The following is a 22,191-nucleotide window of genomic DNA, read 5'->3' as shown; positions in this document are numbered from 1 at the left end:
GACCGCGCCTGCCGGGTCGACCGCGCCTGCCGGGTCGACCGCGCCTGCCGGGTCGACCGAGAGTGCCGAGCCCGCCGGGTCCGCGGAGGGTGAGGTGGTCGACCCGTCGGTGCCGAGTATCCCGCTGCCGCCGCCATCGCCGACGGCGCTGACGCTCGCGGCCACCCAGGTGATCAACGTGCTGGCGAACGCGATGCGGCGGTCGACGTCGGACTACGTCTCGCTCCTCGCCAAGCTGAAGGTCATCTTCGACGAGGACAACTGGGACCCGGTCACGCTGGCGCTGCACCTTGTCCACATCATCAGCACCGGAGTGCTGGTCGGGGACGGCGACGAGATCGACAACCTGTCCTGGCGACTTGACCGGCTGCCGCGTTCCTCGGCGGAGTGCGAGTGCCGGTCCTGCATCGAACAGCGGGCCGAGAAGCTCCGGGCCGCCGCTGCCGCCCGGGCGGCGCAGGCGGATCAGGCGCGCCCATCGGCCTACGCCGACATGGGTGTCGACGGCACGTGGACGCCCACCGCCAGGCCGGCGGCGATCAGCCCGGCCACCCTGCGCACCGGTTCGCCTAGGGGCGCAAGCTCGAAGTACGCGAACGTCGGCGCCGTGCGGACCAGAGCGCCCCACGGCACGTCCCCCGCCAGCGCGGTGCGCTCGGAGCATCCCGCGCCGGTCGAGGTCCCGCTCCCGCCGATCGAGGAGATCGAACGAGCGGCTCAGATCGGCCTGGAGGCGCGGGTACGCGCCCAGGCGGCCGCCGTCCAGGCCGCCGCCCGCACCGAGGCCGTCCTGAGCGGTACCGCCGCCGCCCACCAGGGGGACGCACACATGCTGGAACGCCGCGACCCCAGCAGCGCGGCCTGACCTCACGTACCGCGACCTTCCAGGCGCTGGCCTCCCCGGGCCCGACCTCCCCGGCCGCGAGTTTTCGGGTCGCCGAGCGTTACGGCGTCGGCGTCGCGGTCGGGGAACGTAGTCGGACGGCGCATCGTTGACGTCATCGCGGGTCGACCGGTGCGCCGTGGTGGTCCGGATCGGCACGGCAGGGGTGGCCGGCAGCGAGCGCGGTAGGTGGCGAGAGCATGGCGATCGGTCCGTTCCGAAGGCGTCCTGACCCCCGGGTCGGCGGGCCCGCCGAAGCCAGCGACGAGACCGGGCCGGACGGCGAGGGCACGTCCGGCATCGATGTGGTTGTGATCGGTAGCGGTTTCGGGGGGAGCGTCAGCGCACTTCGGCTGGCGGAGAAGGGGTACCGGGTCCTCGTCGTGGAGGCGGGGCGCCGCTTCACGGCGGAGACGCTGCCCCGCACCAACTGGGATCTGCGGCGATACCTGTGGCTGCCGCAGATCGGCTGCCGCGGGATTCAGAAGATCACATGGCTGGGGCGGGTGCTCGTCCTGTCCGGGACGGCGGTGGGCGGCGGCTCGGTGGTCTACGCGAACACGTTGTACCGGCCGCTCGACGCGTTCTACACCGATCCGCAGTGGCGGGACATCACCGACTGGCGGGCGGAACTCGCGCCCCACTACGACCAGGCCGAACGGATGCTGGGGGTGGTGGCGAACCCGTCCACGACCTACGCCGACGAGGTGTTCCGCGGCGTCGCCGAGGAGCTCGGCGTCGGTGCGAGCTGCGGGCCGTCCCGCGTGGGGGTGTTCTTCGGGCGGGACGGGCAGCAGGAGCCGGGCGTCACCGTGGCCGACCCGTACTTCGGTGGGGCCGGCCCGAGCCGGACAGGCTGCGTCGAGTGCGGCGAGTGCATGACGGGCTGCCGTCGCGGTGCCAAGAACAGCCTGGACCACAACTACCTGTGGCTCGCCGAGCGGGCCGGCGCCCGTATCCTCGCCGACACGACGGTGACCGCGGTGCGTCCCCGGCCAGGCGGCGGCTACGAGATCGACATTGTCACGGCACCCGTCCGGGACGCGCGTCAGCGTGCCGCGGCCGGTCGAGACACCGGCCTGGCGGGCTGGTGGCGGCGCCCGCGGCAGCGGCGCCAGCAACGCCAGCGGCGGACGTTGGTCACGGAGCAGGTGGTGTTCGCCGCCGGCACCCTGGGCACCCAGCGGTTGCTGCACGTCGGGCGTGAGCGGGGGGACCTGCCGGGGCTGTCGGATCGGCTGGGGGAGCTCACCCGGACGAACTCCGAGTCGATCCTCGGGGCGAGCCGGCACCGCGCGGACCGTCGGGTCACCCAGGGTGTCGCGATCACGTCGTCGTTCTATCCGGACGACCACACCCACGTGGAACCCGTCCGCTACGGGCGAGGTAGCAACCTGATGGCCCTGTTCAGCCTGCCCATGACGGACGGGGGCGGCCGATGGCCGCGCTGGCTGAAGGTGCTGCGGAAGATCGCCGTCCATCCGTACCAGGCGCTGGCCGGGCTGCCGTGGCGCTGGTCCGAACGGACCATGATCGTGCTGGTCATGCAGGCGCAGAACAACTCGCTGACGGTGCGTCTGCGCCAGGGCCCGCTCGGGCTACGGTGGCTGACCAGCGGGCAGGGCCACGGCGAGCCGAACCCGTCCTGGCTGCCGGCCGGCAACGACGCCGCCCGCCGGGTCGCCGACCGGATCGGCGGACATCCGCGCGGTTTCATCGGTGAACTCGTGGACGTCCCCCTGACCGCGCACATCCTCGGCGGTGCGGTCATCGGCACCGACCCCACCCAGGGCGTGATCGATCCCTACCACCGGGTGTTCGGGCATCCGGGTCTGCACGTGGTCGACGGTGCCGCCGTCACGGCGAACATCGGGGCGAACCCCTCGTTGACGATCACCGCCCAGGCCGAACGGGCCATGGCGTTCTGGCCCAACCGGGGCGAGGCCGATCCACGTCCGCCGCTGGGCGAGTCCTACCAGCGGGTCGAGCCGCCCGAACCGGCCCAGCCGGCCGTGCCCTCGTCCGCTCCCGGTGCCTACCGGCGGCGACTGCCGTTGTTCGCCAGCACCGACACGCCGGGAGACCGCTGAGCGAGCCAGCGGTTCCCGGCGGGTGAGCAGACAACCGAAGGTGTGGGGGTCAGCGGGGGCCGGGACGGCTGATCTCGCTGCGCGTGGTGTCCACGCCGGGCATTTCCTCGAGGCTGTTGGACGAGGCGCGCAGGCGATCGTCGAAGCTGCCGGCGGCCAGCGGGCTGCTGCCGGTGGCGGACGTCCCGGTGGTGGACGTTCCGGTGGTGGCGGCGCCCGTGGTGGATGTGCCGGTGGTGGCGGCGCCCGTGGTGGATGTGCCGGGGGTGGACAGCGGGGTGGGGATGGGCTCGGGCTCGGTGCCGAGCGCGTCGCTGCCGCGCTGCGCCAGGTAGCGGCGCGCGGCGACGGTGCCAGCGGCACCAGCGCCGAGCAGGAGGATGGCCAGTGTGCCGCGGCGGCGGTGGCGGCTCACCCGGGCGAGCTTCGTCTCGGCCTTCGCCAGACGCTTCTCGAGGATCTGCTGGGCCTTGTCGGCTTCGAGGCGAGCCTTGGTCTCGGCCGCGACGGCCCGGTGGGAACGCTGCCGCTCGGCGCGGATCTCCGTGGTCGCGCGGGCGCGCTCAGCGGTGAGTTCCGCCCGCGAGCGGGCCTTCTCGACCTTGCGACCGGCCCGGCCGGAGGCCTTGACGGCTTTGCCGGCCGCCTTGCCCGCGCTACGCCCGGCCGCCCGCTGCGCCGCGGCACCACCGCGGACGGCGGACCCGGACGCGTCGGAGACGAGGTGGGCGACGCTGGCCCCGGCGTCCCGGGTGGCGGAGGCCGCGGTGCCCGCCGTGTCACCGGCGATGCTCGCCGCCCGGTGTGCGGCGGTCCCCGCGGCGTCGGCGGCGTGGCGTGCGGCGTCCGAGATCCCGCTGACCGGCGCGGTGTCGGTGACGTGCGAGATACGGTCCTTCAGCGTCGTACTCATGGCGTCCTTCCCTGTCTGCCGTGCACAGTGGGCCGTGGGTGGGGTGGGTCAAGATCTCTGTGCAGTGTGCCGTACCCCGCTACCCGCCCTCTCCAACGCGCAGTTGCCTGCCAGGCGTGTCACGCCGTCCTGACCGGCCTGCCGGGGGTGCGTCCACGGGCGTCCGGTGGAGTCAGACGTGCCCGGATGTGGGCCTACCCGGGCGCGTCCGGATGGCTACTGAGCGTGGACTCGCGCAACGTGGACGCGCCGGGCGCATACGATCGGGACCGGCCAGGGTGTCGTCTGAGCGGACACCGCACCGACCGGACACCGAACCCGGCCCGAGCAGGCCCGAACTGAACAGACCCGACCTGAAGAGAAGAGAGCCTCATGGCCGAGGAGCTGTACGCGACGCTGCGCACGACCGCGGGGGACATCGAGATCCGTCTATTCCCCGACCACGCTCCCAAGACCGTTCGTAACTTCGTCGGCCTTGCCACCGGCGAGCAGGAGTGGACCGACCCGTCGACCGGCGAGCGCAAGGCGGGCACCTCGCTCTACAACGGCACGATCTTCCACCGGGTCATCCCGGACTTCATGATCCAGGGCGGCGACCCGCTGGGCTCCGGTCGGGGCGGCCCGGGCTACAAGTTCGCCGACGAGTTCCACCCCGACCTCGCCTTCACCCGGCCCTACCTGCTCGCCATGGCGAACTCGGGCCCGGGGACGAACGGCTCGCAGTTCTTCGTCACGGTGGCACCGACGGCGTGGCTCACCGGCAAGCACACCATCTTCGGCGAGGTCGTCCGCGGCACCGAGATCGTGGACGCGATCGCCAAGGCGCCCACCGGCGCGCAGGACCGGCCGAAGAAGGACATCTCCATCACCGAGATCGTCATCGATCGCCGACAGGCCTGACGGGCTGGCGGTCCGGGCTCACAGGGGTTGTAACGATGGGCGCACCGCCGGAGTCGGCCAGTGAGCCGGGTCGGGACCCGTTCGCACCAGGCTCCGGCGCGTCACCCCCAGGCCCAGGTGGCCCCGGGGGATCGCCACCCCCCGGCTGGCGGCCGGATGTGGGCCCACCCCCCCAACCAGGCGGCCCGGACAGCCCAGGCGGTCCTGGCTGGGGCGGTCCGGGTTCGGGTGGGACGTCCGAGCCGGTGGTGGCGCCGCGCTGCTACCGGCACACCGACCGGGAGACGTACGTCAGCTGCCAGCGTTGCGGCCGGCCGATCTGCCCGGACTGCATGCGCCCCGCCGCCGTCGGGTTCCACTGTCCCGAGGAGGGCCGGGGCGATTCGTCGTCCGCGGGCCACAACGGAGGCGCCGGACGACCCGCGCAGCGGGACCCACGCACCGTGCTCGGCGGGCGGGCGGGCCAGGCCCGGCAGGCCCTGGTCACCCAGAGTCTCATCGTGGCCTGCGTTGTCGCCTATTTCCTTCAGGGCGCGCCCGGTCTGAGCGGCAGCGACCGGTACAACGGCTTCACCGAGCGCTTCGCGATGAACGGCAACCAGATCGCGGTCGACGACCAGTACTATCGGCTGCTGACCGCGTCGTTCCTGCACGCGAGCGTGCTGCACATCCTGTTCAACATGTACGCGCTGTTCCTGCTGGGCTTCCAGCTGGAGGCGCTGCTCGGCCGGGTCCGCTACCTGGCGCTGTTCGTGGTCGGCGCGGTCGGCGGCAACACGCTGAGCTATCTGCTCGATGGCCGGAACACCTTCTCGGTCGGAGCGTCCACCGCGATCTTCGCGTTCTTCGCCGCCTACTACGTGATCGCCCGGCGACTGCGGATCGACTCGACCCAGATCCTCGTGGTCATCGGGATCAACCTTCTGATCACGTTCACCCTCAGCGGTATCGACAAGTGGGGCCATCTGGGCGGCCTGGCCGTCGGCATCCTGGTCGGCCTTCTGTACGCCTACGTGCCGCCCCGCCACGCCCGGCTACAGGCCGGTGGTGTGCTGGGCATCCTCGCGGTTCTGCTCCTGGCGGCGTTGGCCAGGTCCGCCGCGCTCACCTGAACCTGACCTCGGACCGGCGGCTCGGGCACCTGGGGGTGCTCGTGCGATGCCGCCCTGGGCGGGGTCGGACGGTAGCGGTGGGGGAGTCAGGGGGAGCTGCGGCGGATCTGCTCGACGCGCTCGGCGACGGGGGCTGGGTCGGTGCCGAGCTGGCGGCGGGTGAGCAGGATCGGCCCGTCGATCGTCTCGATCTCCAGGGTGCGCAGGTGCACCGCCCGCCGGTTGTGGGTGACGGTGCCGGCTCGTACCGACAGCACGGCGGCCCAGGGCAGCTGGCGGCGGCGTAGGCCGTCCACGAGGGTGAGGCCGCCGGCATCGATCAGCAGGGTCGGCCGGGCCAGCAGGTCCCGCACGGCCAGGGTGCCAAGGCCGGCGGCGAGCACGCCCAGCAACAGCCGTCCGGCGCCGTCGAGCTGCTCGAGTCGGGCGGCGAGCGAGCCGACCGCGGCGACCAACGCCGCAAGCGTGCAGCCCAGGGCGTAGAGCGCCACCCGCCACAGCGGCGGCGACCAGGACACCGAGCCCACACGATCGGGCCGGTCGGATGGGGCGGGCGGGGTCACGACCCCACGCAACCACACCCGGGGCCGCCACTGTGACGCGGTCCTTGCGCCGCCCACCCGATCGGCTACTATTCGCAATCTCGCCATGACGCTATGTGTTCATCCTGGGCGGCGAGGTGGGATGGATGCCGTGGGTGGCAGGAGGTTCAGGTGGCACAGGCTCCGGTGCGGCGTAGTGGGGGTAGCCCGTTCCCGCCGATCGCCGAGTACGGGTTTCTGTCGGACTGCGAGACGTCCTGCCTGGTGGCGCCGAGCGGGAACGTCGAATGGATGTGCGTGCCGCGCCCGGACGCGCCGAGTGTGTTCGGCGCGGTGCTGGACCGTTCGGCCGGCGGGTTCCGGTTCGGGCCGGACCGAACCCAGATCCCGGCCGGGCGACGCTACCTGCCGGGGACGAACATCCTCGAGACGACCTGGCAGACCCCGAACGGCTGGCTGATCGTCACCGACTGCCTGGTCGTCGGGCCCTGGCACCGTACCCATCGGCGATCCAATACCCATCGGCGCACCCCCAGCGACTGGGACGCCGACCATGTGCTGCTGCGGCTGGCCCGCTGCGAGCACGGATCGGTCGATCTGAGCCTGGTCTGCGAACCGAACTTCGACTACGGCCGGCACGCCGAGTCGTGGGAGTACGAGGCCGAGGACTATTCGTCCGGGGCCATCGGGCACGCCGGTACCGGCGTCAACCTGCGACTGCGTACCGATCTGCGACTCGGCTTCGACGGCCGCCGGGCGCTGGCCCGCACGACCCTGCGGGAGGGGGACACGGCCTTCGTCGCGCTGACCTGGCGGGCCGAGGATCCGCTGCTGCCGGGCACCTACGCGCAGGCATGCGAGGCGGTGGAGCGCACCACGCAGTTCTGGCGCCAGTGGCTCTCCCACGGGATGTTCCCGGACCATCCGTGGCGGCGGCATCTGCAGCGCAGCGCGCTGGCGCTCAAGGGGTTGACCTACGCGCCGACCGGCGCGCTGCTCGCGGCGTCCACCACGTCCCTGCCGGAGACCCCGCACGGCGAACGCAACTGGGACTACCGGTTCAGCTGGCTGCGCGACTCGGCCTTCGCCCTGTGGGGGCTCTACACCCTGGGTCTGGACTACGAGGCCAACGACTTCTTCTCGTTCATCGCCGACGTCGCCGAACATGACGACGAGATCCAGGTGATGTACCGGGTCGGCGGTGAGCCGCGCATCGACGAGGAGATCCTCGGCCATCTGTCCGGCTACGAGGGCGCCTCCCCGGTACGGGTCGGGAACGCCGGCGCCCTGCAACGTCAGCATGACGTGTGGGGGGTCGTGCTGGACTCGGTGTATCTGCACACCCGGTCCCGGGACTACCTCTCGGAGCGGCTGTGGCCGGTGCTGGTACGGCTGGTCGAGGCCGCCGCCGCGCACTGGCGTGAACCGGACTGTGGGATGTGGGAGGTCCGCGGCGCGCTACAGCACTTCACGGCCTCGAAGATGATGTGCTGGGTCGCCCTCGACCGCGGCCGCCGCCTCGCCCAGATGCGCGGTGACCTCTCGACCGCGACCCGCTGGAAGGCGATCGCCGAGGAGATCCACGCCGATGTCTGTGCGCGGGGCGTCGACCATCGCGGCGTGTTCACCCAGTTCTACGGCTCGACGGCACTGGACGCGTCCCTGCTGCTGATGCCGCTGCTCGGCTTCCTGCCCGCCGCGGACGATCGGGTGAAGGCCACCGTGCTCGCCATCGCCGAGGAGCTCTCCGAGGACGGCCTGGTGCTGCGCTACCGCACCGAGGAGACCGACGACGGGGTGGCCGGCGAGGAGGGAGCCTTCCTGATCTGCTCGTTCTGGCTGGTCTCCGCGCTGGTGGAGATCGGCGAGCTGGCGCGTGCCCGCCAGCTGTGCGAACGGCTGCTGAGCCTCGCGAGTCCGCTGGACCTCTACGCCGAGGAGATCGATCCGCACAGCGGCCGGCACCTCGGCAACTTCCCCCAGGCGTTCACCCACCTCGCGCTCATCAACGCGGTGATGTACGTGATCCGCGCCGAGGACGCCGAGGCCTACGCCCGCCCGTCCCCGTCCACCTGACCCACCCGCCGTCGACCTGACCGCGTTCGCCGTCCCCCTGACCCGTTCGCGGTCCCCTGACCCGTTCGCACAGTGGGCGTCGTCGCCTTTCGCCTCAGGGTGAGGGGCTGGACGGCTAACGTGAACGGATGGCCAGCCTGGAGGTAAGGGACAAGCGGGTCGAGGTCGTGATGCGTGGCCTGGAGCGGCTCGGCGCGCTGCGCGGTGACGTCTCCGTCGCGCTCGATGAGGTGCTCGACGTGCGGACGTCGGCGGAGCCGTTCGGTGAACTGCGTGGGTGGCGTCTGCCCGGGACGGGTCTGCCGCGGGTGATCGCGCTCGGTACCTGGCGTTCCCGGGACGGCAAGGACTTCGCCGCCGTCTACCGTGGCCGCCCCGCCGTGGTCGTCGAGGTGCGTGCGGGGGCGGAGTTCCGCCGCCTGCTCGTCGGCGACGAGCACGCCGAGGACACGGTCTCCCGCCTGCGGGCCGCCGTCCTGGCCCGCTGATCACGCCGCAGTACCCTGGAACTACGTTTCGCAATCTCCACGGATTGCCTCGGCTTCGACTTCCACAACCCAACGTTCGTCAAGAAGTCCGCTGACGATCACCATCGTGGCGGCCGGGCGGGTGCCCGCGAACAGGTCCCGGTGCACCTTGCCCACAGCATCGGCATGTGCACCGGAGGTGAGGTACATCCGGGTGCGCACCACGTCCGCGAGGCCCGCGCCGGCCCGGGCCAGGGCCGTCTCGACCAGCTGAAAGCACCGTCGGGCCTGGGCCGCGGCATCTGCTGGCACGCTGCCGTCCGGCCAGACGGGCCCGGTGCCGCTGACGAGGATCCGGTCGCCGACGCGCACGGCGCGGGAGAAGCCGATGATCTCCTCGTAGGGCGAGACGCCCGCGATGAGATCACGATTAGTGTTCATACCTTCACTATCCATCGATATCACCCTCAAGGGTGATATCCACACTTGTGGACAACGGTTGTGGATAGATGACAGCCGTGCAAGTCGTCAGCTCTTCCCTGGACGCCCCTGAGTCGGCCGGTAGCGACCCCGTCCGCCCGCGTGACAACCCGTTGCGGCGGCGGGGTCCCGGCTACCGGCGTGGCGGCGTCAGCGCCACTGGGTTGACACGGCCAGCCCGATGACGACGAAACCGAAGCCGATGAGGATGTTCCAGCCGCCCAGGCTCTCCATGCCCAGCACACCGCCGTTGGAGAAGTAGTAGATGAGCAGGTAGACGATGCCAAGCAGGAACAGGGCGAGGATCAGTCCGCCGAACCACGGTGGCGACGGCGGCTTGCGCCGGGTCTGGTTTCCGCTGGTGGTCGGTGGCTGCTTCTTCGGCTTGCGGCGTCGTGACTCGGGCACGGCGGTACTCCTCGACTGGCCAGGCATGGACGACGCGCGATCGCCCTTCGCGTCGTCCCGTGCGGGCAGTGGCGATCCCACGTTGGGCAACAGCGTAGACAGCGGATCTGTGTCGGCGCCGATAGCCTGCCGAACTGGATCGGCGCGTGGTGCCAACCGGGCATCCACGATGCCCCTGCCCGCGTAGCGTGCGGCGCGAGGACGTTTCCGCGACGGCATCGGAAAACGGCGTGATCGTTGGAATCCACCCGCGTCCCGACGAGCGTTGGAGGGGTTCGGTAGCGCATGGTCACCGCGGCGGGGATCCGGGCGCGCCGAATGGCGACAGCATCGGCCGGGCGCGTTCGGCGAGCCGTGGTCATCGCGTCCGTGCTGTCCCTGGGGGTTCTGCTGGGGGGTGTGACGAGGCAGCCCGGCCGCTCCGCCGACGCGAACGCTTTCGCCGACGCTCGCCTTGGCCCTGGCGCGGCGGCGCAGGTCATCGCCGACGAGGCGCGCCGAGCAGCCACCGAGGCCGCCACAGCCCCCGCCACCGCGATGGCGTCCGCGCGGGCTGTCCCGCCGCAGCCGAGGCCGACGGCGGCGCCCTCGGCGTCCGAGGTGCCCGGAACCACCCGGTCCCGCCTGGACCTTGCCCGGGCGGTCGGTCTGGCGGCGGTGCGCGGGCCGGCGGTGAGCGTCGAGCTTGATGACGCGCCCGCGGAGAGCCGCCGCGGGCCCTATCCGCGGGGGGTGCGCTCTCCCGGACCGGACGATCTGGTCGTGCACCAACAGGATGTGCAGGCCGTCGTGAACGCGCTGTGGCATGGTGGCGCCGAGGCCATGTCGATCATGGGTATCCGGGTGACCGCGCGGACCGCGGTGCGCTGTGTCGGCAACACACTGCTGCTTGACGGCGAGGTGTTCTCGCCCCCGTTTCGGATTACCGCCATCGGTGACACCGCCGCGATGCGGACCAGCCTGCGCGACGACCCGCAGATCATCGTCTACCGGCAGTACGTGGACGCCTACCGCCTGGGCTACCGGGTCAGCCAGAGCACGGATGTCACCCTGCCCGCGGCCCAGCCCTGAGCGGCGCTCTAGCTGAAGGCGGCGGCGCGCAGGGTCTCGACCTCGTCGGACAGGCCGGGAGCCAGCCGGCGGGCGGCGCCGCCGTCGTCACCGCAGCGCTCCAACCAGCGGGCGAGCATCAGATGGCCGCCCTGGGTCAGCACCGACTCGGGGTGGAACTGCACGCCCTCCAACGGCAGGCTGACGTGCCGCAGGGCCATCACCACGCCGCTCTCGGTTCGGGCGGTGACCTCGATCTCCGGCGGCAGCGTTCGCTCGTCGACGGCCAGGGAGTGGTAGCGGGTCGCGACGAACGGGGTCGGCAGGTCGGCGAGGACCCCGGCCTGGTCGTGATGGACCAGCGAGGTCTTGCCGTGCAGCAACTCGGGGGCGCGGTCCACGGTGGCGCCGAACGCGACACCGATCGCCTGGTGCCCGAGGCACACCCCGAGCAGCGGCACGACCCGCTCGGCGCACTGGCGCACCATGGGGATGCTCACCCCGGCCGCCTCGGGTGTGCCCGGACCGGGCGACAGCAGCACCCCGTCGAACCCGAGACCGGCGAGGTCCGCCGGGTCGACCTCGTCGTTGCGCAGCACCACGCAGTCCGTCTCCAACTGGCCGAGGTACTGGACCAGGTTGAACACGAACGAGTCGTAGTTGTCGACGACCAGGATCCGCATCGGGCGGCCTCCGTCCAGGCTCAGGGTCGTGCTTGGCGTCCCCTCCTGCCCTGCCCAGGGCGGGCAGGGCAGGACACGGGACTCAGTTGCGGGCACCGCCCCCGGCCGCCCCGCCACCGCCACCGCCGGTAGCACCGGGCTGAGCGGCGGCACCAGCGGCACCCGCACCGCCGCCAGGCGCGGCTGTCGCGCTCGGCGAGGGGGTCTGACCACCGGTACCGGGGGTCTGGGTCTGGCCGCCACCGGGGTTCACGGTCGGCAGCTGGTCGGTCGGCTGGGTCGCGGTGGGGCTCGGCGGTGCGGTGGTCTCGAGCTGGGCGGCTACCGACAGGGTAATGGTCGACCCGCGGGGCACCGCGCCGCCGGACGGCGTCTGGGCCACGACGGTGCCGGGCGCCACGGTGTTGTTGCCGACGGTCTGCTGGGTGGCCTTCAGACCCCACCGGCCGAGTTCGGCGGCGGCGTTGTCGTAGGTGCTGTTGCGCACGTCCGGCACGTTGACGCTGGAACTGACCACGTAGACGGTGACGGTCGAACCGGGCTTGACCGGGCCGCCGGTCGCCGGGTCGGTGCTGTCGACCGTGCCGACCTTCTGCGAGGTCTGGTTGTAGAAGGGCATGACCGTCGGATTCAGGCCGAGCGCGCGCAGCTGTGCCACGGCATCGCTCTGGCTCTTGCCGACCAGGTCGGCGGGGATGGTGACGTCACCCGCGGCCTTGCCGATGAACAGGGTGATCGTCTCGTTGGACTCGACCTGGGTGCCCTCGGTCGGGTCGACCTTGGTGACCTGGCCGGCTCTGTCCGGCGCGTCCACCGAGGAGATGGTCACCGTGCCGCGGAAGCCGGCGCTCTGCAACCGGGCTCGCGCGCTCTGCTCGTTCAGGCCGAGCAGACCCTTCGGAACGGCGATCTTCTCACCCGACCCGCCACCGCCGCCGCCGAGGAAGGTGGAGGCGAGCAGCACCACCGCGACGAACACGACGACGACGCCGAGGCCGGCGAGGATGTACTTCCACGCCTGTGACTTCTGTGGGCTGCCGGGCACGGCGCGCCGGTCCAGGGCACCGGTGAGGTCGTACCGGTCGAACGGGCCGGTGCCGAAGCGGCCGTCGTCGTACGGCGCGTCCGGGTACGCGCCGGCGGCGGGGGCGAAGGAGGTCGCGTCGTCGCCGTAACGGTCGTCGGCGTAACGGTCGCGGGTGGGGTAGCCGGCGCGGTCACCACGGCCCAGCACGGCGGTGCCGCTGGCCGCGGGCCCCAGGGTGGTGGCGGCTCCGCTGGCGCCACCAGCTCCCATCATCGCCTGCACCTGACGTCCGGCCAGGGCCCGTTCCAGATCGTCGCGCATCTCACCCGCGGTGAGGTAGCGATCGTCGGCGTCCTTCTCCATCGCCTTGAGGACGATCGCGTCGGCCTCGGGGGAGATGTCGCGGTCATGCGCCGACGGCGGGTCGGGATCCTCGCGGACGTGCTGGTAGGCGACGGCGACCGGGTTGTCGCCGCGAAACGGCGGCGCCCCGGTGAGCAGCTCGTAGAGCAGCACCCCGGTGGTGTAGACGTCGCTGCGGGCGTCGACCCGCGCGCCGCGGGCCTGCTCGGGGGAGAGGTACTGCGCGGTGCCGATGACGGCCGCGGTCGCGGTCATCGTGGACGATGTGGCGGTGGTGGCCCGGGCGATGCCGAAGTCCATCACCTTGACCGCGCCGTCCGGGCTGAGCATCACGTTCGCGGGTTTGATGTCCCGGTGGATGATGCCCATCCGGTGGCTGTAGTCCAGCGCGGCGCAGACGTCGGAGGTGATCTCCATGGCCCGGCGTTCGGTGAACCGGCCCTCGGCCTGGAGGGCGTCGCGCAGCGTCCGGCCCTCGATGAACTCCATGACGATGTACGGGATGTGGGTCCCGTTGATGACATCCTCGCCGGTGTCGTACACCGAGACGATCGCCGGATGGTTCAGCGCCGCGGACGACTGCGCCTCGCGCTGGAACCGGGCGAGGAAGGTCGGGTCCCGGGCCAGGTCCGAGCGCAGCGTCTTGATGGCGACCTCGCGGCCGAGCCGGGTGTCCCGGCCGCGGTAGACCTCCGCCATCCCGCCGTAGCCGATGCCACCGCCGAGTTCGTAACGACCGCCGATGAGCTGCGGGGCCGCGCCGGGTGGGTACGTGTGGGTTGCATCGGTCACGAAGACTCCCCTGCCTCACCGACGAGATCAGCCACGACCGGTGGCGCGGACACAGCGCCCGCCGGGGTTGCCGCCGAGTTCGACTCGGAACCGTTGCCGGTGAACAGCCGGTTGGAGACGAACGCGGTGATCGCGACCGTCAGGACGAGCAGAATGATCAGGAGTGGCAGGGGTAGCGCCCAACGCCCGGCGCCGGCGCTCGCGCCGCGTCGCCGCTCGGCCCGTCCGCCCGACCAGTCGGACTCCCCGCCGCGCCCGTGCGCCGGGTCGGACCACCCGGATGGGCCCTGCTTGTAGATGGTGCCGGGGTCCTGGGTGTCACCATAACCGCCACCGCCACCGTCGCCGTACCCGGGGCCGCCGGTGCCGGGGTAGCCGCCGCCCGGACCGCCGTAGCCGGTCGACGAACCATAGCCGGACGGCTCGCCACCGGAGCGCGACCCTTCGCCGTACCTGCCGCGGGCATCCGGCCCGTACCCGGGGTCCTGGCCGTAGCCGGAGTTCGGTCCGCCGTAGCCCGAACCGGGGTTGTAACCGGTGTCGGGGCCGTGCGTCGGCGGGCTGTGCATCGCGGTCGCGGGCAGATCACCGTCGGGTTGCAGCTGGGTGCGGTCCGGTGAGACCTGGGTGCGGTCCGGACCCGAACCGCCCCGACCGGGTCCGCTGCCGCCGCGGCCGGCCGCGGCGTCCGGCTCCTGCGGAAGCCAGGACGGCGGGCGGCTGCGGGAGGTCTGGCGGTGCGCCCGCCCCGCGGCCGGCGGGGGCAGCCCCGGGCCGCTGGGATGGCGGGCGGTCAGATCCGGGGAGCTGGGCCCGCTGGGCCAGCGGCCGTTCTCGGGTGGCCACAGGTTGCGTCGGATACCCGCCGCCGAGCGCGCGAACGCCCCGGCGGAGCTGGGCCGCCGGCTCGGGTCCTTGGCCATCGCCGAATCGACCAGCGCCCGGACCTGGTAGGGGATGTCGGTGGGCAGCGGGGCGGGGGTGTCCTGCTGGTGGGCCATGACGACGACGATGGGGTTGCGGTCGTCGAAGGGACGACGGCCGGCCAGGCACTCGTAGGCCACGACGCCGAGGGAGTAGACGTCACTGGCCGGTGTCACCGGCCGGCCGGAGGCCTGCTCGGGCGAGACGTAGTAGGCGGTGCCCATCATGATGCCGGTCGCGGTCAGCGGGGCGGCGTCGACGGCGCGGGCGATACCGAAGTCGGTGACCTTCACGACGCCGTCCGGGCGCAGCAGCAGGTTGCCGGGTTTGACGTCACGGTGGACGACCCCGAGGGCATGCGCGGCCTGCAACGCGTCGGCGGCCTGACCGAGGATGTCGAGCATCCGTTCGGCCGACAGGCGCTTCTCCCGGTGCAGCATCGCGGACAGCGGCTCGCCCTCGACCAGCTCCATCACCAGGTAGGCGGTGGGGTAGTCGTCCGCGGTGGCGACCTCGCCGTAGTCGTAGACCGAGGCGACCCCGGGGTGGGAGAGCCGGGCGGCGTGCCGCGCCTCGCCGCGGAAGCGGACCAGGAACGACTCGTCACTGGCGTACTCCGGACGCAGCAGTTTGACGGCGACGGGCCGGCCGAGGGTCTGGTCGAGCCCGCGCCACACCTCGCCCATGCCGCCAGCGGCGATCCGACCGTCGAGGCGGTAGCGGTTGTCCAGCACGGTGTTCGGCGACGCGGCACCGGCGAAGGGCTGCGAGGGAGAGGAGGAGTTGCCGGGCGAGTTGTTCATGGTCTGTCCAATGCGGCCTGCATGACCTGTTTCGCGACGGGGGCGGCGATGGCACCGCCGGTGCCGACCTCACCCCCGCCGTCCTCCACAATGACGGCGACGGCGACCTTGGGGTTGTCCGCCGGTGCGAAACCCACGAACCAGGCGTGCGGCGCCACGTCGGTGCCGTGCTCGGCGGTACCGGTCTTCCCGGCGACGGTGACCCCGTCGATCTGCGCCTTACGGCCGGTGCCGGCGGTCACCACGCTCTCCATCATCGTCGTGAGTTCCGCCGCGACGTCGCCGCTGATCGGCTTGCCGAGTTCCTTGGGGCTGGTCCGGCTGATCGTCCGCTTGTCCGGGCCGCGCAGTTCGGACACCAGATAGGGCTTCATCTCGGTGCCGCCGTTGGCGATCGCCGCGACCACCTCCGCCATCTGTAGGGGCGTGACCCGCACGTTGTACTGGCCGATCGCCGACTGTGCGGTCTGCGCCCCGTCCAGGTCGCTGGGGAAGACGCTACGTGCCTGCGACACGGGGAGGTCGGGGAATGTGGTGTTGAAGCCGAACGCCTCCGCCTGGCTGCGCAGAGCGTCGTCGCCGAGGTCGATCCCGAGCTGACCGAACGCGGTGTTGCAGGAGATCGTCAGGGCGTGGATGAGCGTGTCGGTCTGGCCGTCGCCACAGGTCTCACCGTCGAAGTTCGGCAGCGTGACGGTGCTCAGCGGCAGCTTCAGCTCGTTCGGGGCGGCGATCCGGTCGTCCGGGTGGCGGCCCGCGGCGAGGGCGGCGGCGGCGGTGATGAGCTTGAAGGTCGACCCCGGCGGATAGGTCTGCTGGGTCGCCCGGTTGAGCAGCGGCTGTGCCTTGTCCGCGGAGAGCACGCCGTAGGCGTCGGTGGCGGTCTTCTCGGTGTGGCTGGCCAGCGGGCTCGGATCGTAGGTGGGGCTGGTGACCATCGCCAGCACCGCGCCGGTCTTCGGGTCGAGTGCGACCACGGCGCCCCGGCGGTCGCCCAGCGCCTGCGCGGCGGCCTGCTGCACCGCCGGCACCAGGGACGTCAGCACCGTCCCGCCCCGGCGCTGCTGGTTGGTGAACAGCCCGGTCACCCGGCTGGCGAGCAGCCGGTCGTCGTCCCCGGAGAGGAACACGTCCTGGGAGCGTTCGAGGCCGGCGGCGGTGAACAGCGTGTAGTAGCCGGTGACGTCCGCGTAGAGCGAGCCGGCCGGATACTGCCGCTGGTACTTGTACTGGTCGTTGGAGGCCACCGACCGGGCGATCTCCACGTCGCCGGCCAGGATCGAACCGCGCTCCCGCTCGAGGCGCTCGGTGATCTGCCGTCCGTTCGTCGGTTCGGTCTTGAGGCTGTGCACCTGGCCGACCTGCAACCAGTTCGCGTTCACCAGCAGGGCGGCGAACAGCACCATGCAGACGACAGCGACCCGGCGAGCTGGGCGGTTCATGTCGTCTTCACCACCTGGGTGGGGCTCTCGGACACGGCACCGGGATCGAACAACGGCGCCTCGGACGGCGGCTCCGGGGCGCGCCGCGCGCTGTCACTGACCCGCAGCAGCAGAGCGATGATCGCCGCGTTGGCCACGATGGACGAGCCACCGTAGGAGACGAACGGCAGGGTGAGTCCCGTCAGCGGGATCAGCCGCATCACCCCGCCGACCTGTACGAACACCTGAAGGCCGAGGGTGAACGACAGGCCGGTCGCGAGCAGCTTGCCGAACGCGTCCTTCGCCCCGAGGGCCGCGCGCATCCCACGCAGCACCAGCAGCGCGTACATGGTCAGGATGGCCATCACCCCGGTGAGCCCGAGCTCCTCGCCCAGGCTCGCCATGATGAAGTCGGTGTTGGCGAACGGCACCTTCTGCGGATGGCCCTGGCCGAGGCCGGTGCCGCTGATCCCACCGGCGGCGAACCCGTACAGCCCCTGCACGAGCTGGTAGGACGTGCTCGACGGGTTGTCACCGTCGAAGGCGTGCAGCCAGCCGTCCACCCGGATCTGGACGTGGCCGAACAGCGGGTACGCCAGGACCGCTCCGGCGACGAACAGGCCGAGGCCGCTCAGAATCCAGGACACCCGCTCGGTGGCGACATAGAGCACCACCAGGAACATCCCGAAGAACAGCAGGGACGAGCCGAGGTCGTTCTGCACGACCAGGATGCCGAGGCTGGCCAGCCACGCCACCAGCAGCGGGCCCAGCGTGCGGGCGTGGGGGATCTTCAGGCCGAGCACGGTGGGCGAGCCGTAGGTGAGCACGTCCCGCTTGTTCACCAGGTACGCGGCGAAGAAGATCAGGATGAGGATCTTCGAGACCTCGCTGGGCTGGAACGAGAACGGCCCGACCCGCAGCCACAGGCGGGCACCGTTGATGCTGGTGCCGATGCCGGGCACGATCGGCAGCATCAGGCCGACGATGCCGGCTAGGCCCGCGGTGTAGGCGTACCTGGCGAGCTTGCGGTGATCACGCACCAGGGCGAGCACGAGCACGAACACGATCATCGCGAGCAGCGTCCAGACCAGCTGCACCTGCGCCGCGCTCGGTGGGATGTGCCGACCGGCCTGTTTGGCCGCCTCACTGCGGGCCAGGTCCAGTCGGTAGATCATCACGAGCCCGAGGCCGTTGAGGGCGACGACGACGGGCAGCAGCACCGGGTCCGCGGCGGGCGCGAAACGACGGACGGCGATGTGGGCCATCGCCCACAGGCAGAAGAAGCCCAGGCCGATGGTCAGCACCCCGAGGGAGAGCTGCCCGACGTCGGCGAGGGTGAGTGCCGCCAGCGCCGACGTCGCCAGCACCCCGGCGTAGATCAGCAGGGTCAGTTCACGGCGGCGGTACGGCGGCAGGTTGATGTCACGCGGCAACGGCAGACCGGCGAAGGTGGCGGTCAGGTCCGCCGGCCGTGGTCGACGCAGCGGGGGAAGCGGGAGCGGCGGGCGGGTCATCGTTGGCCTGGGGGCATGAGCATGGGGCTCACGGAGTCGCGGTGGTCGCAGGGGTCGGACATCCGGCGGGGACGGGGGCGGCCCGACAGGCTTCGGGCGGCGCCGTCGGCAACACCGCCGGCACCTTCGTACTCGTCGACGGGCTCGGGCTGACCGAGGGCGCCACCGTCGCGGAGGCGGCCGAGGCCGCCTCCGGCGAGCTGCTCAGCCGGGCGATGATCTGTTCGGCGTCGGAGCGACTGTTCGCGGGGATACCGTCCCGCAGGTCACTGCGGTCGGCGGCGCTGATCTCGGCCAGCGGCTGGCCGTGGGTGAGCACCGAGGAGAAGTGGATGCCGGCGAAGCCGCCCTTCACCCCCTGGAACAGCGCGACCTTGTCGTCGTCGACGCCGACGTAGTACTGGCTGCGCACATAGCTCCAGCCGGCGGTCGCGCCGGCCACCACGATCACGAACACCACGGTGGAGACGAACAGCACCCGACGGCCGGAGCGGCGACCCTCGCGTTCCGGTTCCGCCTCCCCGTCCGCGTCGTCGCCGTCCCCGTCGGAACGGCTGCCGGCGGACTGCTGCCGGTCCCGGCGGTGGAACCCGGGCCGGCCGATCCTGGCCGCCTTCGCCGCCGCGGACTCGGCGTCGCCGTTGCGCGGGTCGGGGCCGCTGCGGGCCAACTGGGCGCCCGGCACGACCCGCTTCTCCGCCGCCGCACCGGCCACCAGCGGATGGGACAGCGCCCCACCGTGGTCCTCGGCGATGTCGGCGACCACGACGGTGATGTTGTCGGGCCCGCCGCCCTTGAGCGCCAGGTTGACCAGCTGGTCGACGGCATCCTGCGGGGACGGCAGCAGCAGCGTCTCGCGGATCGTCTCCTCGCTGACCACACCGGACAGCCCGTCGGTGCACAGCAGGTACCGGTCGCCGGGGATGGCCTGACGCACCGACAGGTCCGGTTCGACCTCCCGGCCGTCGAGCGCCCGCATCAGCAGTGAGCGCTGCGGATGGGTGTTGGCCTGCTCCGGCGTGATCCGGCCCTGGTCGACGAGATCCTGCACCAGGGTGTGATCGTGGGTGACCTGGCTGAGGATGCCGTCGCGCAACAGGTAGGCGCGGGAGTCACCGACGTGCAGAACGCCGAGCATGTTCCCGGCGGACAGCACGGCTGTCACCGTCGTGCCCATCCCGTCGAGCGCGCTGTTCTCCAGCGACATCTCCCGGAGCTGGCGGTTCGCGTCGCGGACGGCCTCGTTCAGTTCGGTGACGAGATCGTCGCTGTGCACGCCGTCGTCGAGATCGGCCAGCCGTGAGATCACGGTGGAGCTCGCGACCTCACCGGCGGCATGGCCACCCATCCCGTCGGCGACGGCCAGCAGACGCTGCCCGGCGAACGCGGAGTCTTCGTTTCCTTCCCGTACGTGCCCGACATCGGAGCGGACGGCGAAGTGCAGCCTGAGGCTCACCGGTGGAGCTCCAGGACCGTCTTCCCGATCCTGACCGGCGCGCCGAGAGGTACCGGCATGGGACTGGTCACCTTCGTACGGTTGAGGAATGTGCCATTGGTCGAGCCCAGGTCCTCGACGAACCACTGCCCGTCGTGGTGCACGAGTCTCGCATGCCGGCCTGACGCGAAGTCATCCTCGAGGACCAGAGTCGAGTCCTGTGCCCGTCCGATGGTGACAGGTACCGATCCTAGCGGAATCGTTGTGCCTGCCAAGGGACCCTTTGTCACGACCAGTTTGCTTGGTGTGCGCGGCTTGTGTGCTGGTTGCGGGGGGTTGCGAGGCGCCGCTGGGCGCGCGATCGGTGGCGGTTCGCGGCGTTGCTGACGTTTCGTCGGGCCGAACATGTCCAGCCGGACGGCCCGCACCGCCACCAGGACAAATCCCCACAACAGGGCAAGAAAGCCGATCTTGACGATCAGCAGCACCAGCTCACTGGGCTCGGTCGGGTCCATCGGCGACTACCAGCCCCGATCCGACCGGGAGCGGCCACGCCCGCCGGGATCCCGCTGCGGGGCGTCCAGCTGCCCGGGCAGGACTGTCTGTGCGTCGTACACGTCGTCCAACGGCTCCAAGTCGAGGGGCTCCCGATCGCTGGCCGGCGGATCACCGGGACGCCGGGAAGGGGCATGCCGCGGGTCGCGATGATCCTGCGAGCCCCCGACATCGTCGCGGCGATCGCGCGGGCCGCGGGCGTAGCCGCCCCGCTCCTCGCGCGCCGACCCCGGACCGCGACCACGCTCCCGTGCGCGTGGATCGTCCGGCTGATCATAACCGCGCCGGCCCGGGTCGCGGAACTCCTGGTCACGGTAGTCCGCACCGGTTCCCGCCCGACCGGGGCGCTCCGGGCCGTAGGAATCATCCGGATAGGCCGGGCCGCCCTCGTGCCGATCGCGCGCGTACGGATCCACCCGGTCGCCCGGATCCACCCGGCCACCGCGGTCGCCGCGTGGCGAGGAGCCGGCCTGGTACGGATCGTCCGGGACAGGGGTGGGTCGCCGCTCCGGCGGCGGGGTGGGACGCTGCGCCGGGCGCCCCGGCACCGGCGTCGAACCCGGTCGGGTGCCCACCCGCCCCGGCGGTGGCGTCGCCCCGGCCCGGTTCGGCAGCAGCACGCCCCGCTCGGACGACGATCGGTCACCGGGCGCTCGGTCCAGGGGTGCCCGGTCCACAGGTGCCCGCTCGGCGGAGACACGATCGGGGTGCGGAGTGGCGCGACCAGCCGCCCGCCCCGCCCCGGCCCGGCCGTCCTGCCGGCGAAACACGATCGTGGCGGTACCGAGTTCGATACGATCACCGTTGACGAGCTTCACCTGCCGGGCTGCCCGCCCGTTCACGAGACTGCCGTTCGTCGACCCGGCATCGACGTACAGGAACTGCCCGTCCGGCAGCCGGCGGATCTCACCGTGGCGCCGCGACACCCCGGTGTCGTTCAACCGGATGTCACACTCGACGCTGCGGCCGATCACCGTGGTCTCCGCGTCCAGCGGGTACTCCCGCTCCCCGGAACCACCCGGCGCCTTCGTCGTGATCAGCAGATGGGGTGTGCCCGGAGCGCTCGGCCGCGACCGGCGACCGGCGACCACCCCCGGATCGGCCGCCGCCACACTGCTCCGGATGCGGAACACGCCGACATCGAGATCGGAGGCCTCCGACAGCCGCACCGACACCGGCCCGACGAACGTGTACCGCTGCTCGGCGGCATGCTCACGCACCATCTCGGCCAGCTCGTCGCACAGTGCACGGTCATACGGGGAGAGTCGGGCGAAGTCGCCACTGGCCAGCTCCACGGCGAACTCGTTGGGCACCAGCACCCGGTTCGAGCTCACCGCGCGGCGGTCGTCGGTCTCCCGAGCCAGGGCGCTCGCGATCTCGACCGGCTCGACACCGCCCTTGAACACCTTGGCGAACGCACCTTCGACGAGGCCGCCCAGGCGCCGTTCGAAGCGTTGTAGCACGCCCATGCTCGACCTCCCTTCTCCCGGTCTGTGAGATCGTATGCCCCCGGGCGCCCGCGCCCCACGGCTGCGCAGCCTGACACGTGCCCGGCTGGCGCGACCCCCCGACGCAGAGGACATCTCCGGCGTGATAGCGTGTCACCTGCACAAGAGATAGTTCCACTCGGGCGAGTGGCGGAATGGCAGACGCGCACGGTTCAGGTCCGTGTGTCCTAACGGACGTGGGGGTTCAACTCCCCCCTCGCCCACGCAAGCCCCTGTTGGCGCATGCTGCGCCGGTGGGGGCTTTC

Annotated in this window: 18 protein-coding genes, 1 tRNA gene and 1 pseudogene; 8 read left to right on the top strand and 12 right to left on the bottom strand. The window is 71.7% G+C overall.

Annotation, left to right across the window (positions count from 1 at the left end):
• Positions 1-865, top strand: a pseudogene (locus G6R24_RS07520) (hypothetical protein); the annotation flags it as partial.
• A gap of 218 nt (positions 866-1,083) precedes the next feature.
• Positions 1,084-2,973 carry a GMC oxidoreductase gene (locus G6R24_RS07515; RefSeq protein ID WP_163548443.1) on the top strand — a complete coding sequence of 630 codons (1,890 nt, stop codon included), beginning with the start codon at positions 1,084-1,086 and terminating at the stop codon, positions 2,971-2,973.
• A gap of 49 nt (positions 2,974-3,022) precedes the next feature.
• Here the strand turns inward: G6R24_RS07515 and G6R24_RS07510 are convergent, their stop codons facing one another.
• A complete protein-coding gene (locus G6R24_RS07510; RefSeq protein WP_163548442.1) occupies positions 3,023-3,886 on the bottom strand; it encodes a hypothetical protein in 864 nt (287 codons plus the stop codon).
• 372 nt (positions 3,887-4,258) lie between these two features.
• Here G6R24_RS07510 and G6R24_RS07505 point away from each other — a divergent pair, with 372 nt between their 5' ends.
• Together G6R24_RS07505 and G6R24_RS07500 are read left to right on the top strand one after the other, a co-directional pair.
• The gene (locus G6R24_RS07505) at positions 4,259-4,786 is read left to right on the top strand and encodes a peptidylprolyl isomerase (protein ID WP_163548441.1); all 528 of its coding nucleotides are present in this window, start codon (positions 4,259-4,261) and stop codon (positions 4,784-4,786) included.
• 245 nt (positions 4,787-5,031) lie between these two features.
• The gene (locus G6R24_RS07500; RefSeq protein ID WP_225438236.1) at positions 5,032-5,898 is read left to right on the top strand and encodes a rhomboid family intramembrane serine protease; all 867 of its coding nucleotides are present in this window, start codon (positions 5,032-5,034) and stop codon (positions 5,896-5,898) included.
• An 86-nt stretch (positions 5,899-5,984) separates the two neighbouring features.
• Here the strand turns inward: G6R24_RS07500 and G6R24_RS07495 are convergent, their stop codons facing one another.
• The gene (locus tag G6R24_RS07495) at positions 5,985-6,416 is read right to left on the bottom strand and encodes a PH domain-containing protein (RefSeq protein ID WP_225438235.1); all 432 of its coding nucleotides are present in this window, start codon (positions 6,414-6,416) and stop codon (positions 5,985-5,987) included.
• Between the two features lie 195 nt (positions 6,417-6,611).
• On the opposite strand from G6R24_RS07495, the gene G6R24_RS07490 reads away from it, so the two are divergent.
• Both G6R24_RS07490 and G6R24_RS07485 read left to right on the top strand, forming a co-directional pair.
• Entirely contained in the window at positions 6,612-8,516 is a 1,905-nt protein-coding gene (locus G6R24_RS07490; RefSeq protein ID WP_163548439.1) for a glycoside hydrolase family 15 protein, read from the top strand.
• A gap of 128 nt (positions 8,517-8,644) precedes the next feature.
• Positions 8,645-9,004 carry a hypothetical protein gene (locus G6R24_RS07485; RefSeq protein ID WP_163548438.1) on the top strand — a complete coding sequence of 120 codons (360 nt, stop codon included), beginning with the start codon at positions 8,645-8,647 and terminating at the stop codon, positions 9,002-9,004.
• Positions 9,005-9,025: 21 nt separating this feature from the next.
• Here the strand turns inward: G6R24_RS07485 and G6R24_RS07480 are convergent, their stop codons facing one another.
• The gene (locus tag G6R24_RS07480; protein WP_163548437.1) at positions 9,026-9,424 is read right to left on the bottom strand and encodes a RidA family protein; all 399 of its coding nucleotides are present in this window, start codon (positions 9,422-9,424) and stop codon (positions 9,026-9,028) included.
• A 189-nt stretch (positions 9,425-9,613) separates the two neighbouring features.
• A complete protein-coding gene (locus G6R24_RS07475) occupies positions 9,614-9,871 on the bottom strand; it encodes a cell division protein CrgA (RefSeq protein ID WP_163548436.1) in 258 nt (85 codons plus the stop codon).
• A 354-nt stretch (positions 9,872-10,225) separates the two neighbouring features.
• Here G6R24_RS07475 and G6R24_RS07470 point away from each other — a divergent pair, with 354 nt between their 5' ends.
• Positions 10,226-10,942: a DUF881 domain-containing protein gene (locus G6R24_RS07470; protein WP_225438234.1), complete on the top strand. Its 717-nt coding sequence runs from the start codon at positions 10,226-10,228 to the stop codon at positions 10,940-10,942.
• 8 nt (positions 10,943-10,950) lie between these two features.
• Here G6R24_RS07470 and G6R24_RS07465 read toward each other — a convergent pair whose 3' ends face one another.
• The 8 genes from G6R24_RS07465 to G6R24_RS07430 all read right to left on the bottom strand — a co-directional run bounded on the left by G6R24_RS07465 (position 10,951) and on the right by G6R24_RS07430 (position 21,907).
• Complete coding sequence (locus tag G6R24_RS07465) at positions 10,951-11,604, bottom strand: aminodeoxychorismate/anthranilate synthase component II (protein ID WP_163548434.1); 654 nt, start codon at positions 11,602-11,604, stop codon at positions 10,951-10,953.
• Positions 11,605-11,686: 82 nt separating this feature from the next.
• On the bottom strand, positions 11,687-13,786 hold the full coding sequence (pknB, locus tag G6R24_RS07460; protein WP_163548433.1) for a Stk1 family PASTA domain-containing Ser/Thr kinase: 2,100 nt from the start codon (positions 13,784-13,786) through the stop codon (positions 11,687-11,689).
• Complete coding sequence (locus G6R24_RS07455) at positions 13,783-15,513, bottom strand: serine/threonine-protein kinase (RefSeq protein WP_163548432.1); 1,731 nt, start codon at positions 15,511-15,513, stop codon at positions 13,783-13,785. Before G6R24_RS07455 ends, pknB begins: the two co-directional genes overlap by 4 nt.
• Complete coding sequence (locus G6R24_RS07450; protein ID WP_163548431.1) at positions 15,510-16,955, bottom strand: peptidoglycan D,D-transpeptidase FtsI family protein; 1,446 nt, start codon at positions 16,953-16,955, stop codon at positions 15,510-15,512. Before G6R24_RS07450 ends, G6R24_RS07455 begins: the two co-directional genes overlap by 4 nt.
• The gene (locus G6R24_RS07445) at positions 16,952-18,448 is read right to left on the bottom strand and encodes an FtsW/RodA/SpoVE family cell cycle protein (RefSeq protein ID WP_163548430.1); all 1,497 of its coding nucleotides are present in this window, start codon (positions 18,446-18,448) and stop codon (positions 16,952-16,954) included. Before G6R24_RS07445 ends, G6R24_RS07450 begins: the two co-directional genes overlap by 4 nt.
• Before the next feature lie 28 nt (positions 18,449-18,476).
• The gene (locus G6R24_RS07440; protein WP_163548429.1) at positions 18,477-19,904 is read right to left on the bottom strand and encodes a PP2C family protein-serine/threonine phosphatase; all 1,428 of its coding nucleotides are present in this window, start codon (positions 19,902-19,904) and stop codon (positions 18,477-18,479) included.
• A complete protein-coding gene (locus G6R24_RS07435; RefSeq protein ID WP_163548428.1) occupies positions 19,901-20,398 on the bottom strand; it encodes an FHA domain-containing protein FhaB/FipA in 498 nt (165 codons plus the stop codon). The genes G6R24_RS07440 and G6R24_RS07435 overlap by 4 nt, the downstream gene beginning before the upstream one ends.
• A 6-nt stretch (positions 20,399-20,404) precedes the next feature.
• Entirely contained in the window at positions 20,405-21,907 is a 1,503-nt protein-coding gene (locus G6R24_RS07430; protein WP_163548427.1) for an FhaA domain-containing protein, read from the bottom strand.
• Between the two features lie 159 nt (positions 21,908-22,066).
• Between G6R24_RS07430 and G6R24_RS07425 the strand changes: the two genes are divergently transcribed.
• Positions 22,067-22,149 (top strand) — tRNA-Leu (locus G6R24_RS07425).
• Positions 22,150-22,191: the final 42 nt, after the last annotated feature.

The sequence above is a fragment of the Candidatus Frankia nodulisporulans genome, assembly GCF_902806475.1.
GTDB lineage: Bacteria > Actinomycetota > Actinomycetes > Frankiales > Frankiaceae > Frankia > Frankia umida.
Note: the sequence above shows the minus strand (reverse complement) of the source record. Positions and strands in the feature narration are given on the sequence as shown.

Coding starts and splice junctions, on each gene's coding strand:
- G6R24_RS07515 (WP_163548443.1), top strand. CDS start 1,084: ATGGCGATCGGTCCGTTCCGAAGGCGTCCTGACCCCCGGGTCGGCGGG.
- G6R24_RS07510 (WP_163548442.1), bottom strand. CDS start 3,886: ATGAGTACGACGCTGAAGGACCGTATCTCGCACGTCACCGACACCGCG.
- G6R24_RS07505 (WP_163548441.1), top strand. CDS start 4,259: ATGGCCGAGGAGCTGTACGCGACGCTGCGCACGACCGCGGGGGACATC.
- G6R24_RS07485 (WP_163548438.1), top strand. CDS start 8,645: ATGGCCAGCCTGGAGGTAAGGGACAAGCGGGTCGAGGTCGTGATGCGT.
- G6R24_RS07480 (WP_163548437.1), bottom strand. CDS start 9,424: ATGAACACTAATCGTGATCTCATCGCGGGCGTCTCGCCCTACGAGGAG.
- G6R24_RS07465 (WP_163548434.1), bottom strand. CDS start 11,604: ATGCGGATCCTGGTCGTCGACAACTACGACTCGTTCGTGTTCAACCTG.
- G6R24_RS07455 (WP_163548432.1), bottom strand. CDS start 15,513: ATGAACAACTCGCCCGGCAACTCCTCCTCTCCCTCGCAGCCCTTCGCC.
- G6R24_RS07450 (WP_163548431.1), bottom strand. CDS start 16,955: ATGAACCGCCCAGCTCGCCGGGTCGCTGTCGTCTGCATGGTGCTGTTC.
- G6R24_RS07445 (WP_163548430.1), bottom strand. CDS start 18,448: ATGACCCGCCCGCCGCTCCCGCTTCCCCCGCTGCGTCGACCACGGCCG.
- G6R24_RS07435 (WP_163548428.1), bottom strand. CDS start 20,398: ATGGACCCGACCGAGCCCAGTGAGCTGGTGCTGCTGATCGTCAAGATC.
- G6R24_RS07430 (WP_163548427.1), bottom strand. CDS start 21,907: ATGGGCGTGCTACAACGCTTCGAACGGCGCCTGGGCGGCCTCGTCGAA.